The organism is Sphingorhabdus contaminans, from assembly GCF_007280415.1.
In the GTDB taxonomy this organism is placed as follows: Bacteria; Pseudomonadota; Alphaproteobacteria; order Sphingomonadales; family Sphingomonadaceae; genus Sphingorhabdus_B; species Sphingorhabdus_B contaminans.
Map to the genome: position 1 here is coordinate 405,743 of NZ_VKKU01000002.1, position 13,277 is coordinate 419,019.

Below are 13,277 nucleotides of genomic sequence, written 5' to 3' on the forward strand. Positions count from 1 at the left end.
ATGACGAGCTTATCTGCTGTAAACTCCCGGAACCTGCCGGTCCTGTCCAAGGACATGGCAGAGAAGAAACTGGGCCAAACCGATTTTCTGCGCCTGATGACCACCCAGTTGAAGGAACAGGATCCGTTCAATCCCGTCGATAACCAGGCCATGGTGGCGCAAATGGCGCAATTTTCCAGCGTCGCCGGCATATCCGAAATGAACACCTCGCTGAAATCCATCTCCGACAAGATATCAGCGCAAACCGAACTGTTGGCCAGCATCAAGGCTGCCACCACCCCCGCAGCAACTGCCGCATCTAACCAGGGAGTTTAACCCATGTCTTTCTACACATCACTTTCAGGCTTGAAGGGCGCACAAACCGACCTTTCGGTTATTTCGAACAACCTTGCCAACGTTGGTTCCACCGGTTTCAAGAAAAGCCGTGCCCAATTTGGCGATCTGTTTGCAAGTGCCCCCACCCAGACAACTAAGATGATCTCTGGTCAGGGCACGCGTCTGAATGCTGTGGTTCAGCAGTTCACACAAGGCACGCTGGAGGCATCGGATAAAACACTTGATCTGGCCATTGCCGGTGAAGGCTTTTTCGTATCGCGCGGTGATCCCCCCCGGGCCGCAGTGACCTACACCCGCAATGGCGCATTTCAAGTGAATGCCAACCGGCAGGTCGTGGACACAATCGGCTCAACCCTCCAACTGCTTCCTGTGGATGCGGCCGGGAATGTTACCTCTACAGCCCTTTCAAGTGCCTTTGACTTTGTTCTGCCTGCCAATGCGCCAGGTAATCCAACGGTTGCTTTGGTGAACGTATCGGTCGGGATCGACGGTTTGGTAACCGCGACCTATGCGGATGGTTCGGACGAAGTTCTGGGTAAAGTGGCCATGGCCAGCTTTACTGCGCAGGAAGGTCTGCGCCCGGTTGGCGACAGCCATTGGCAGTCGACCGGCGACAGCGGCCCGCCAGCCATTGATGCCGCAACAAATGGCCCGCTCGGCACCATTCGTTCGGGTGCTCTGGAACGCGCCAATGTTGATGTGACCGAGGAATTGGTCGCGCTTATTTCGGCACAACGTAACTTCCAGGCAAATGCGAAGGCGATCGAGACCGCGTCGAACATGACACAGGCCATCGTGACCATCCGTTGATTTTTTGTCCTCCCGAAATCGTCATCCTGAACCTGTTTCAGGATGACGAACCCGGGACGAAAGGCTGAACTATGGACCGTTTGATCTACACCAGTCTGACCGCGATGCGCGGATCAATGGCCCGCCAGACGGCGATCGCCAATAATCTTGCCAATGCGAACACCCCAGGTTTCAAATCCGATTTGGCCGAGGCCCAATCGCTTTGGCTTGATGGACAAAGACTGGACACGCGCGCTTTTGCCTCGGAAGAGGTGCTGGCAGCGGATATGGTTGCCGGTACCGTCGTGTCGACCGGCCGGGATCTGGATATCGCGATGTCGGGCGACTCCATGCTGGCCGTACAGGCCGAAAATGGCGAGATCGGCTATACCAAAAGGGGCGACCTTCTGCTGTCGTCCAGCGGTCTTCTAACCACAGGTGACGGCCGGCCGGTGCAAGGCACACAAGGGCCCATTACCCTGCCCCCAGCCGACAGCATCAACATCGATGAACAGGGTAACATCTGGATCGTGCCGCAAGGCGGCGATGCCAGCCAACCGCAACAGGTCGACAAATTGCAGATTGTAAGTCCGGCTGGTTCGGATGTCGTCAAAGGTCTTGATGGCCTGTTTCGCGTCAAGGGCGGTGGCGTTCTGCCCGATGATCCAGATGCACGTATAGTCACACGCAGCCTTGAAAGCTCAAATGTTAGCGCCACCGAGGCCCTGGTCAAAATGATCGAGGCAAGCCGCTCGTGGGACACACAACTCAAATTACTGGGCGATGCGCGTGATATGGACGCCGCAACCGCCGATCTCATGTCATTACCGCAATAAGGATTAACGACTATGTCAAACGGAGCCCTACACGTCGCCCGCACCGGTCTGGATGCTCAGAATATGCGCATGCAGGTCATCGCCAACAATCTGGCCAACGTTAACACGGTTGGCTTCAAACGCGACCGCGCAAGCTTCGAAACGCTCGCCTATCAGGCAATGACCGTTGCGGGAGCCGCATCCTCTGCGGAAAACAAATATGCGATCGGCCTGAATCTCGGTACCGGCGTGCAAGTAAACGGTACAGCGCGCATTGATACGCAGGGAACTCTGACGACCACCGGAAACGCCCTTGATGTCGCAATTGAAGGCGTCGGTTATTTTCAGGTGCAGATGCCCGATGGCCGTATCGGATACACGCGTGCCGGCGACTTCAACATGTCTGCCGAAGGAACGCTGGTCACACCGGATGGTATGCCCGTTCAACCCCAGATTCAAATCCCCGAAGGTGCAACTTCCGTGTCCATTGGGGCAGACGGCACCGTGTCGGCCCAGATTGCCGGACAGGCAGACCTCACCGAAGTAGGACGTATTGAAATCGCGCGTTTTGCGAACTCTGCCGGTTTGCAGAATATCGGCAACAACCTGCTTGTTGAAACCCCTGCCTCAGGCGCTCCCCAGGTGGGCGGCGCGGGCGAGGAAGGTCGCGGATCGCTGCGTTCGGGCGCCTTGGAAGCCAGCAATGTCAATGTCGTCGAGGAATTGGTCGACATGATCGAAACGCAACGTGCCTATGAGGTCAACAGCAAGATGATCCAGTCCACAGATGAAATGATGCGCAATGCTACACAGAGCCTCTAAAATGCGCTGGCCCATTGCTTCCCTGCTGACGATCCTCGTCGCGGCGATGCCTTCGGCAGCCAAGGAACGTAAAGTTGTGGAAAGCTTCACGCCGACCGCACCGTCTGTGCCGGCAAATGCGCCTACCAACGGCGCGATTTTCCTTTCGGAAAACTATAGCCCCCTGACATCGGGCGCCCGCGCCAGTCGGATCGGCGACCTACTGACCATCGTTCTGGTCGAGCGTATGAGCGCCACAAAAAGCAATAGCGCCACGACCGGACGTACCGGTAGCGTGGGGTTGACGCCGCCTACGACGGGACCGCTCGGTCTATTTAATCCAAGCGATGTAAATATGAGCGGCGACCAGTCGTTTAAAGGCAAAGGTGAAGCCTCGCAATCCAATGCCCTGTCCGGAGAAGTAAGTGTGACTGTTGCCGCCATCTATCCCAATGGCACGATGCTGGTGCGGGGCGAAAAGCTTGTCACATTGAATCGCGGCGACGAAAAAGTGCAGTTTTCCGGAATTGTCCGTCTCGCCGATATCGGCGTCGACAATCGCGTTCCATCCACCCGCGTTGCTGATGCCCGCATCCGCTATACCGGCAAGGGCGAGATCGCCCGTGGCAGCCAACAAGGCTGGCTGCAGCGCTTCTTCTCCAGAATAAGTCCGTTCTGATGCGCGCGCTGTTCATCCTCATCGCCCTTTTCTTGTCCTGCGCGGTCCAGGCCGAACGGATTAAGGATATGGGCCAGTTCGAAGGCCTGCGCGCCAACCAGCTCACCGGCTATGGTGTCGTCGTTGGTCTCGCCGGAACGGGCGACGACAGCCTCGATTATGCGACGCAAGGGGTCAAAGGCGCGATCTCGCGCTTTGGCGTAAACCTTCCCGCCGGTATCAACCCGGCATTGAAAAATGCCGCCGCGGTCGTCATCACGGCCGAGCTTCCGCCTTTTGCCAAGCCGGGGCAACGTCTTGACGTCACCGTGTCTGCACTGGGTAAAGCCAAATCGCTTCGTGGCGGCACTCTGGTGATGGCCCCGCTTTATGGGGCCGACGGCCAGATATACGCGATGGCGCAGGGCAATCTTGTTGTCGGCGGACTTGGCGTGGATGCAGCTGACGGATCCAAACTGTCGGTCAACATCCCGTCCGCAGGTCGTATCGGCAGCGGTGCGACCGTTGAGCGCAGCGTTGACACAGGCTTTGCAAACAGCCCGCACCTTATGTTCAATCTGGCGCAGCAAGACATCAGCAATGCAGGTCTTGTGGCGGATGCCATCAACCGGCAACTGGGGGGCAATATCGCCCAGGCCGTTGATGGTGCATCAATCCGTATCAACGCCCCCGTCGGGGGTGAAGCACGGATCCGGATGATGGGGATTATCGAGAATATTGAAATCAAGAAGGCGCAGCCACCTGCACGCGTCATTGTCAACGCACGGACAGGTACTGTTGTCATCAATGGAGCCGTCCGCGTCGGACCGGCAGCAGTCAGCCATGGCAAACTGACGGTAAAGGTCGACGAGAATCCCACCGTTGTCCAACCCGCGCCATTCAGCCGCGGACAGACAGCGCTGGAACCATCAAGCGACATTGCCATCCAGGAAAATACAAACCCCGCCTATTTGTGGGACAAGGGTGCTTCCCTTTCGGACATCGTGAAAGCGATCAACAAACTCAATGTCTCGCCGGGTGATCTGGTGGCGATATTGGAAGCCCTGTCACAAGCTGGCGCCCTAAGTGCGGAATTGGTCGTCATATGAAAATTGCGCTCACCCAGGCCAAGCCCGTCAGCCCTGTCGCAAAGCCGGATCCGGCTTTGCGTAAGGCTGCAGAGGCATTTGAGGCGGTAATGCTTCGCCAGATGATGGCCAGCATGCGTCAGGCCAAGTTGGGCGATGATATTTTCGGATCGAGCGCAACCGACAATTTCCGCGAAATGTCGGACGCGAAACTGGCTGATCAAATGGCAGGTCTTCGCCAGTTCGGCATCGCCGATATGATAGAACGCCAGCTGACCAAGGCTGTCCCGGGACAGGCTACACAAACGGTTCCGGCTTCCACAGGCACCAAGGGCGGCGCACTTGCGGCTGCATCTGCCGATAATAAAGGAGCGATCAGATGAGCGATCTTCTCGCCATTGGAGCGTCGGGCATCAAAGCCTATGGCCAGGCCTTGTCTGTTGTGGGCGACAATATCGCCAACGCTCAGACCGAAGGTTATGTCCGCCGTAGCGTCCGGCTGGCGGAAGCCCCTTCCGGGGGTGATATTGTTCTTTCGCGCAACAGTATTCGTCCGGGTGGCGTCCTTGCCGCCGGGGTTACCCGCGCAACAGACCAGTGGTTGATCGACGATGCGCGTATCGCGGGTGGCGAAGCCTCCCGCCAAAGCGCCAAGCTTGATTGGGTCACCGCAACCGAAAGCGTGCTCGCCGATGGCGGCGCCGGTATCGGAAATGCGGTAACGGCGGTTTTCACCGCCGCCGAACAGCTGAGCGGAAATCCCGGCAACGACACTTTGCGACGCCAGTTTCTGACCTCCGTCGATGAAAGCGCGGCCAATTTCCGCCGCACGGCCAGCGCACTTGGTTCTGCCGCCACGGGCGTTGCGACCGAAGCACAGGGCGCTGTCACCCAGTTGAACACCGATCTTTCGGCTCTTTCGCGGATAAATGACGGGCTACGTCGCGCACGTCCCGGATCCAGCAACGAGGCCACCTTGCTCGACGAACGCGACCGCTTGATCGGAACGATTTCAAACGCGACCGATGTCGCAATATCCTATGACGCCCGCGGTGCTGCCATTATCAAGACGGCATCCGGTGATACCCTTGTCGACGGTACAACTACCGCTACCGTTTCGGTCAGTGTGGCCGCAAATGGTACGTTGAGCTTTGGCATCAATCCGGGCGGTACAACGTTATCGCCGGGATCAGGCGCACTTGCAGGGTTACGTGATGCCGCTGACCATATCGCGGATCAACGCAGCGCTCTCGATACTCTTGCGGCCCAGTTTTCGACGGAGCTGAACGCAGCCCATCAGGCAGGCCTCGATGCCAACGGAAATCCTGGCGCAGCGCTATTGAACCTGAACGGGGGTGCCGCCGCTATGGTTGCTGTGGCGCTGACGCCCGATGACGTGGCGGCCGCAAACGGAGCCAGCTTGAATGGCAATATATTGGCATTCAACAATTTGCGCGGCCCGGGTGGCGTTGAGCAGAATATCTCGGCCATGATCGCTGCGCAGGCACAGACAACCGCCGCGGCCCGCGCGCAGGAGGCCGCCGCAAGCAGCCGTCGCGACGGTTCGTTTGCCGCGCGTGATGCCATTGGTGCCGTCGATCTGGATCGCGAAGCCGCCGAACTACTCCGTTTCCAGCAGGCCTATGAGGCTGCCGCACGTACGATTCAGGTGGCGCGCGAGACTATGCAATCCCTTTTGAACATCTTTTAAGATGAGGCCGTGATGATCAACGCAACTGGCAACCGAATGACGCAAGAGATCCAGCGGCAATCCCGCATGGCGAAGCGCATCGCGGACAAGCAAGTCCAGATCTCGACCGGCAAACGCCTTCAACGTGCGTCCGATAATCCGGTGGCAACCACCCGTATAGCCGATCTTGCACGGTCGCAGGCAAATGATACGGCACGCGCAGCGAATATCAGTCTGGGCATTTCCCTGACCTCGCAAGCAGATGTCAGCCTGCGTCAAATGTCAAATCTTCTCGCCCGTGCCAAAGAACTGACATTGGCGGGCGCAAATGCCGCGACCTCGGCGGCAGACCGTGGAACGATTGCACTTGAACTCGCTTCCCTGGCCGATGAAATTGACTCGATGGCGTTGGCAAAGGCAGCAAATGACCAGCCATTGTTTGCAAGCGGTGCCAATATGGCAATCAGGTTTGATGACAATAGTATCTTTGCACCCGTGCCAACGCGCGCAGAGGTCTTTGAAGTCGGCGGCGTGTCCATTACCCAGACCTTGCGCGACACCGCCACCGCAATCGCAGCCGGAAACATGGCGCAAGTCGCAGCCGGTAACACCGCGGTCGATGGCGCGATAAACCATGCTGCTGATATGATCGCTGCGGTGGGTCTGAACGCCGCGCGCCTTGACCGTCTGAACGAGAATAGCGCACAAAGGGCAATAAGCACTGCGGAAGAACGCTCTTCCCTTGAAGATACCGACCTCAGTGCCGCAATTGCGGAACTTAACGGCATGACACTGACGCTCGAGGCAGCACAGGCAGCTTTTGCCCGCATCAACCGCCGCACACTTATGGACTTTCTGAGTTAAGCGCTGGACCGTCAGCCGGCATCGGCATCGGCATTTTGCGTAAAATTGGCATTTTACCTAAAAAAACTACTTAATATCCGACACCTTTCGCCGTTTACCATGATTGATAAACGCGTATAGGGGCCAGCCATTTCATGTTTGCAATAATCGGTATCATTGTCCTTTTGGTCATGGTGTTCGGCGGTTTCGCCCTCACCGGCGGCAATCTCGGGCCAGTGATGCATGCGTTACCGCATGAAATGCTGATTATTGGCGGCGCCTGCATGGGCGCACTCATCATCGGCAATTCGGGTAAAGAGCTGAAAGCTCTGGGCGGTGGTCTGGCAAAGGTCTTTAAAGGCCCCCAGTATAAAAAGCAGGATTATCTGGACTGCATCTTTTTGGTGTCAAAGCTCATGAAGATGCTGAAGACCGAAGGCCCGGTTGCGGTAGAACCCCATATCGAGGATCCCGCAAACTCGACGCTATTTTCCGAATATCCAAAGCTGCTGAAGGACCAGACACTGGTTCACTTGATCTGCGACACATTGCGGCTGGTGGTCGTTTCTTCCGGAACGCTCGACCCGCATGCGGTCGAAGAAGTCATGGATAACAGCATCAAGAACCACCATCACCATGTCGTCAAACCGGCCGAGGGCCTGCAGGGACTTGCAGATGCCTTGCCTGCGTTGGGGATTGTTGCGGCGGTTCTCGGGGTTGTGAAGACCATGGGATCGATCGACAAACCGCCTGCGATCCTGGGCGGTATGATCGGGTCGGCGCTCGTCGGAACCTTTTTGGGGGTTTTGCTGGCCTATGGTCTGGTCGGCCCCTTCGCGAACCGCGCAAAGCAAGTCATCGAGGCCGATGCCGCCATTTATCATGTGGTCAAACAAATGATCATTGCATCACTTCACGGCCACCCGCAGCCGCTCGTCATCGAAGCGGCACGGTCGGGCATAGAACACAGCAACCAGCCGAGCTTTGCCGAAGTGTTTGACGGAATGCGGGGTCGGTAATGGCAAAGTCGAACGAACCTATTCGCCCGGTCATCGTCAAGAAAGTATATGAGGCACCCCATGGCGGTCATCACGGTGGCGCCTGGAAGGTGGCTTATGCCGACTTCGTGACCGCCATGATGGCATTCTTTCTGCTGATGTGGCTATTGGGTGCGACAACTGAAAAGCAACGTAAGGCTCTGGCGGACTATTTCTCCCCCACTTTGGTGGCCAGCAAACAGGACAGCGCCGGTTCGACCAGTTTCTTCGGTGGCGACTCCATCACATCGGTGGACAAATATCCCCACCGCGCCGGCCAGACTGGCACCCGCAGCATGACCATTCCACGTGACGCGACCGGTGGCCCCAAGGAAGCGTCGGGCATTGGACAGGATCGCGCCAAGTTCCAGGAAGTACGCAAATCGATCCTCAACAAATTGGGTGAAAAGAAAGAAATTCGCCGCATCGCAAAAAGCCTGCGCTTCACTGAAACGCGCGAAGGCTTGCGGATCGACATGATTGATGAAGCGAATTTCTCCATGTTCATTTCCGGGACGGACATCCTGACCCCGGATGCGATACGTCTGTTGACCGAAGTCGGCGGAACATTGGCCGAACTGCCCAATGGCCTGATCATACGTGGCCATACCGATGCGCAGCCAACATCCAGCAGGCTGGGCGTCAATAACTGGCAATTGTCAGCAGCACGCGCTGAGGCGACCCGGGCTGCGCTTACACGATCCGGGGTCGCGCAGAACCGGTTTGTCCGGATCGAGGGGGTTGCCGAACGCGAACCCTATATCCGCGAGAACCCTTATGACCCCCGGAACCGGCGTATGTCGATCACTCTTGGATGGCGTACGGTCGCCGAATAGAGCAGAAATGAAATCCAAAATGGATATATCAGTTTACAAAATTTGACACTTTGCAGTGCTTTTAGTCCGTTTCGGATTCGTTAACGCTTGGCGCCGGTTTTGTTAGGATTTCGTTTACCATGATTGACAACAAACGGGGCCAAGGCATTCATCCGACAGGAAAAAAGCATGGTAACGTCAACAGCACAGGCTCCGGCAAAATTTGAAAAGCCGCTCTCTATAGAAGAAATGCTGATCGGCAAGAGTCCTATCATGGGTACCCTGCGCGACATGGTTCGCCGTGTGGCAAATTCTTCGGCGTCGGTCATGATCTGCGGTCCGTCAGGATCGGGTAAAGAGGTCGTTGCCCGCGCAATACATAATGCCAGCCCACGTGCCGCAAAGCCCTATGTTGCCCTGAATTGCGGCGCCATTCCGGCCGAGCTGATTGAATCGGAATTGTTCGGCCATGAACGCGGCGCATTTACCGGTGCACAGACACGCCGCACCGGCCATTTCGAAAATGCAGACAAGGGCACGCTGTTCCTGGACGAAATCGGTGACATGCGTTTTGACATGCAGGTCAAGCTGCTCCGCGTTCTGGAAGACGGTCTTATCTCCCGCATTGGCGGCAACAGCAACATCCCGGTCGATGTCCGCATCATTTCGGCGACCCACCAGAAAATCGACAAAGCGATCTTGGAAGGCCGTTTTCGCGAAGACCTGTTTTTCCGTCTGGGCGTTGTCGTCCTGCAGGTGCCGGATCTCGCCCAACGGGTCGAAGACATCCCCCAGTTAATCGCACATTTTCAAAATGGTCGCACTGGTCAAATCTGCCATTTCGATGCGGATGCTCTGCAACGCCTGTCCATGCACGACTGGCCGGGCAATGTCCGCGAATTGCGCAACGTTATCGAGCGCGCCAACATCCTGTTCGGCGGCGAGACGATCGACGCTTTCGGTGTTGACCAGTTGCTCGGCAAAAGCATGCCCAAGCTGGCACCGTTACCCGTTCTTCCTGCCGCCGAAAGCGCGCCTGTGTCGTTCAATGCACCCATTGACCTGAAGGCTCAGGTTGAGCGGATGGAACTGGAACGTATCCAGATGGCTTTGCAGCATGCCGAAGGTGTCATTTCCGAAGCAGCACGTCTCCTGACCTTGAAGCGCACCACACTGATCGAAAAGATGCGCAAATACCGTCTGGAAAAAATTGCCGCCTAGAAAAATTCGACCAGCGGCACCTGATCCCGTCGCCGATATTGCCGGTCCGGCTGTTTGGTATCGGGCTTACGCGGTTCGGCTGAAACCGGCTCTGCCCGAATGATCTGGACAGTTGCCGTGCCCACGCGGGTCACGCGCGCCGACGATGTCGGTGCATCAGCCGGTGTCGCGGCCAGAAGCAAGGGCAAAAGAGCAAACACCGTAAAAGGTAAACGCTGCTTTAACCATGCTGCGCAAGTGGAATGGCGGGTGAAAGCCCTTGTCATACCCCGAAACAAACGACCGGGCGGATGAAATCTTTAAACTGTTCCGTTCTGCGACAGACTTTCCAGCCTATTTGGGTGCACAAAGCCTGTTGCGTGCGCAGGACCGCTTTGCTAGGGGCGCTCTCCTACCTGTCGAGGCGCGTGCGGCCATGGCGGAATTGGTAGACGCGCAACGTTGAGGTCGTTGTGGGCGAAAGCCCGTGGAAGTTCGAGTCTTCTTGGCCGCACCACATCTAAGCCACTCTTTTTATGTGACTTCTTTTTGAAAAATTGAATGGGATTTTTCGAGGAGTTTTGCGCCCTTTGGCGAAGTGGTTATAGATAGTTGTGGACAGAGAAGGCCCTGCTTTGAACTATTTTCCAATAAATGATGACTTGATTCTCTGGTGGGCGTTTTTCAGGCAAAACAATTGATCTCGCCGCTTCGAATGATTTTGATTATGAACAACCTCTGTACGAAACTACATCGTCATTTGGAGAATCTGCACCAACAGACGCATGAATGAGTCAACATAGTGCCTGGCTCACCTGATTGGCGGCACAAGCCTTGCTCCGCATCGATCTCCAGGATTCATATTGACCCGCCTTGTCAGGGCTATTGTCCTCGACGCCCTGCAGCCAGAAGCGAAACCAGTCGAACGTGGTGCCTTGAGAAGCAAGGCGCTCCAATGGATTCTGCAGGACGTGTTGGCCGTCGGGAATATAAAGAAACGTCACAGGTTTGCCCTGTAGCTTCAGAGAAGCATAGACTTCCCACTCCATAAGAACGGATCCCAGTGTGATCGCTGTCACCATCAAAGGAGCCTTCACCCGATGAAGATTGAAGCCTGGCGCTTCTTCCATCCATTTCTTCAGACCAGGACCGTAAGGCTGAGTGCCATAAACGACCGGCGCTTCACCGTTGTTCCAGATCAGTTCTTGCATATAACTATGGTCGATACCGTCGGTAATCGCTGCGACGGCATAGCGGTCAGGAGAGCGAACCAGCACCGATCGGACATGATGAGCAGTTCGGCTAAAGCCGATCAATCCGACCCGCGCCGCATCCACCAGTCCCATATCCGCCAGTTTATCGATCGCAGCATCCAGTCCGGCCTGAAAGGCCGGAATTTCCTGATCGGTCATCCAGGTCTCAGACCGGTTGTGCATTTGCAGAACAACAAACCCTGCATCCGCCAGTGGGCGACCTGCATAGCCCGACGTAAAGGCGCCATCCGTGAAGAATTCATTGGGAATATAGCCGCTGTGCGTCTGAACGATGAGGGGATATTTGACCCCGCGCTCATATCCTGGAGGCGTCAGCAACGTCCCTTTCCATTGATGCCCCGTCGAATCGCTCCAGACAAATTCCTTCGCGACCGCAGATTTCGACAGATCAACGTCGGGCGTCGGCGTCCAGAGAAACTGATCCGGTTTTCCTGCTTGCTTGAGCCAGAGCGCAGGGGGAACATTAAAATCTTGCTTCAGGACGATGTCGAGCTTGGCAGGAGCCTTTTCAGCCAGTGCGGCCGCGGCGGGCACTTTATTCCACTGCTTGTTCTTCCTCTCGTAAACCAGCCTCGTAGCTGCTGCTCCTTTTGCGGACCACATGACCTCAAGCTGCGCCTTGCCGATAAAGCGGACGCCCGAGACGTACTCAAACGGCTTATCGTTAAGCCCGCTGCGTGATTCCAAGAGGCAACTAAATCCCTTATTGGCGACCTCCACAATCGCCACGGCACAGGGCCGTCGATCCTTCTTAGCATGATCGCCATTCGCTTTTAGAGGGTGGTAAAGGCCCGTTATTACGACCCATTTTCCGTCCTCGGACCAGGATGCAGCAGGTAAATCCCTATAACCAAGGAGCTGAGTGATCGGCGCATTCGCCAGCGGTTCGAACGTACCCTTCTCAAGATCTGCAATGGCATAAATGATAGGCCAACTAAAATGGGGTCGTACCCCTTCCTCCGTCGCCGGCCCGGTAGCAAGCGTCGCACCGGGAATGCGTTCGTAATTCTGCCATTCGGGCGGTGAAGCCGGGGCGGTCGCAAGAACGATCGCATGACGCCCGTCTTGCGAGATCGCCGGATCGAGCAATTCCGTATACTTTGCCGGGTACATTCCTGCGCCAGAGATCGGCCCGACCAATGACGGCCCGCCGTCGGCTGCTAAGATGTATAGATCCGGGTTCATTTGTCCGATCTTGTCCCACTGCTGCGGAACGATAAGTTGCGCCATGTTCGCGCCCGTGATGTCGTAGGCCGATGCATTGACTTGCCTGGTGTCCGGAACGCCCGGACGCTCAACATAGGGCGGGATTGAAGCGAAAACCAAACGGCCGCTGCGCTCCCCAAAAGATGCAACGCCAGACTTCCCATCACTGATCCGTTCAGGTGAACGATCCTTATCGACGTTCAGCCGATAAAGGTCGCGCCTCCCGCCCTCCGCCTCGGCAAGATAATAGATGGCACCGGGGCGGGAACCCCATTTGACGGAACTAATGAGCGAACCATAGTCGCCAGCATAAACTCGGACCTTTCCGGAAACCGTAACCGATCGAATTGGCTGAAACGAATCCGGTTCAAAAGACTTGCCCCCCTTGGCCAAGCCGCTCAAATCGAAAATCAGTAGCTTGGATTCGAGTTGATCCGATGCAATCACACCTCGGGTGGTGACGACCGCGAGATACCGGCCGTCAGGGGATATATTGAGCTTCGCCTCACCGCGACCGCGGGGATAGGGATCGCTGAATCGCGCAAGCTCAATGGAATCCTCCACTGTAAAACTCTCTTGAGCGTTGGCTGCCCCAATGGCACTAATGGAGCCTGCTTGAAGTAGAGTTATAACCAATGCAGATTTCATAGATCTCCGTACATGGCCGGATCCGCCTCTGAAAAGCGGCGCCCGTTCGCCTGTAATGAAACGGATTATCCTGTGCA

Annotated in this window: 15 protein-coding genes and 1 tRNA gene; 14 read left to right on the top strand and 2 right to left on the bottom strand. The window is 56.4% G+C overall.

The window, feature by feature from the left end; genetic code table 11:
* The 12 genes from FOM92_RS10270 (at position 1) to FOM92_RS10325 (ending at position 10,093) form a co-directional block, all read left to right on the top strand.
* Positions 1 to 315 (top strand): flagellar hook assembly protein FlgD, encoded by a 315-nt coding sequence (locus FOM92_RS10270; RefSeq protein ID WP_143776782.1) that lies wholly within the window; start codon positions 1 to 3, stop codon positions 313 to 315.
* Between the two features lie 3 nt (positions 316 to 318).
* Positions 319 to 1,146: a flagellar hook-basal body complex protein gene (locus FOM92_RS10275; protein ID WP_143776783.1), complete on the top strand. Its 828-nt coding sequence runs from the start codon at positions 319 to 321 to the stop codon at positions 1,144 to 1,146.
* A gap of 71 nt (positions 1,147 to 1,217) precedes the next feature.
* The gene (locus FOM92_RS10280) at positions 1,218 to 1,961 is read left to right on the top strand and encodes a flagellar basal body rod protein FlgF (RefSeq protein ID WP_143776784.1); all 744 of its coding nucleotides are present in this window, start codon (positions 1,218 to 1,220) and stop codon (positions 1,959 to 1,961) included.
* A 12-nt stretch (positions 1,962 to 1,973) separates the two neighbouring features.
* Positions 1,974 to 2,762 carry a flagellar basal-body rod protein FlgG gene (gene flgG, locus FOM92_RS10285; RefSeq protein ID WP_143776785.1) on the top strand — a complete coding sequence of 263 codons (789 nt, stop codon included), beginning with the start codon at positions 1,974 to 1,976 and terminating at the stop codon, positions 2,760 to 2,762.
* A gap of 1 nt (position 2,763) precedes the next feature.
* The gene (locus FOM92_RS10290) at positions 2,764 to 3,420 is read left to right on the top strand and encodes a flagellar basal body L-ring protein FlgH (RefSeq protein WP_143776786.1); all 657 of its coding nucleotides are present in this window, start codon (positions 2,764 to 2,766) and stop codon (positions 3,418 to 3,420) included.
* The gene (locus FOM92_RS10295; protein ID WP_143776787.1) at positions 3,420 to 4,508 is read left to right on the top strand and encodes a flagellar basal body P-ring protein FlgI; all 1,089 of its coding nucleotides are present in this window, start codon (positions 3,420 to 3,422) and stop codon (positions 4,506 to 4,508) included. The genes FOM92_RS10290 and FOM92_RS10295 overlap by 1 nt, the downstream gene beginning before the upstream one ends.
* Positions 4,505 to 4,870: a rod-binding protein gene (locus tag FOM92_RS10300; RefSeq protein ID WP_143776788.1), complete on the top strand. Its 366-nt coding sequence runs from the start codon at positions 4,505 to 4,507 to the stop codon at positions 4,868 to 4,870. Before FOM92_RS10295 ends, FOM92_RS10300 begins: the two co-directional genes overlap by 4 nt.
* Positions 4,867 to 6,198: a flagellar hook-associated protein FlgK gene (gene flgK / locus FOM92_RS10305; RefSeq protein WP_143776789.1), complete on the top strand. Its 1,332-nt coding sequence runs from the start codon at positions 4,867 to 4,869 to the stop codon at positions 6,196 to 6,198. Before FOM92_RS10300 ends, flgK begins: the two co-directional genes overlap by 4 nt.
* 12 nt (positions 6,199 to 6,210) lie before the next feature.
* Positions 6,211 to 7,041: a flagellin N-terminal helical domain-containing protein gene (locus tag FOM92_RS10310; RefSeq protein ID WP_143776790.1), complete on the top strand. Its 831-nt coding sequence runs from the start codon at positions 6,211 to 6,213 to the stop codon at positions 7,039 to 7,041.
* A 134-nt stretch (positions 7,042 to 7,175) separates the two neighbouring features.
* Positions 7,176 to 8,039 (top strand): flagellar motor stator protein MotA, encoded by an 864-nt coding sequence (gene motA / locus FOM92_RS10315; protein ID WP_143776791.1) that lies wholly within the window; start codon positions 7,176 to 7,178, stop codon positions 8,037 to 8,039.
* Entirely contained in the window at positions 8,039 to 8,893 is an 855-nt protein-coding gene (locus tag FOM92_RS10320) for a flagellar motor protein MotB (RefSeq protein ID WP_143776792.1), read from the top strand. The genes motA and FOM92_RS10320 overlap by 1 nt, the downstream gene beginning before the upstream one ends.
* Before the next feature lie 168 nt (positions 8,894 to 9,061).
* Positions 9,062 to 10,093 carry a sigma-54 interaction domain-containing protein gene (locus tag FOM92_RS10325; RefSeq protein WP_143776793.1) on the top strand — a complete coding sequence of 344 codons (1,032 nt, stop codon included), beginning with the start codon at positions 9,062 to 9,064 and terminating at the stop codon, positions 10,091 to 10,093.
* Here the strand turns inward: FOM92_RS10325 and FOM92_RS10330 are convergent.
* Positions 10,090 to 10,359 (bottom strand): hypothetical protein, encoded by a 270-nt coding sequence (locus tag FOM92_RS10330; protein WP_143776794.1) that lies wholly within the window; start codon positions 10,357 to 10,359, stop codon positions 10,090 to 10,092. The two genes, FOM92_RS10325 and FOM92_RS10330, sit on opposite strands and share 4 nt — an antisense overlap.
* Between FOM92_RS10330 and FOM92_RS10335 the strand changes: the two genes are divergently transcribed.
* On the top strand, positions 10,353 to 10,538 hold the full coding sequence (locus tag FOM92_RS10335; RefSeq protein ID WP_143776795.1) for a hypothetical protein: 186 nt from the start codon (positions 10,353 to 10,355) through the stop codon (positions 10,536 to 10,538). The genes FOM92_RS10330 and FOM92_RS10335 overlap by 7 nt on opposite strands.
* Positions 10,503 to 10,589: transfer RNA gene (locus FOM92_RS10340), tRNA-Leu, on the top strand. The genes FOM92_RS10335 and FOM92_RS10340 overlap by 36 nt, the downstream gene beginning before the upstream one ends.
* Before the next feature lie 277 nt (positions 10,590 to 10,866).
* Here FOM92_RS10340 and FOM92_RS10345 read toward each other — a convergent pair.
* Entirely contained in the window at positions 10,867 to 13,200 is a 2,334-nt protein-coding gene (locus FOM92_RS10345; protein ID WP_170226849.1) for a prolyl oligopeptidase family serine peptidase, read from the bottom strand.
* Positions 13,201 to 13,277 lie beyond the last annotated feature (77 nt).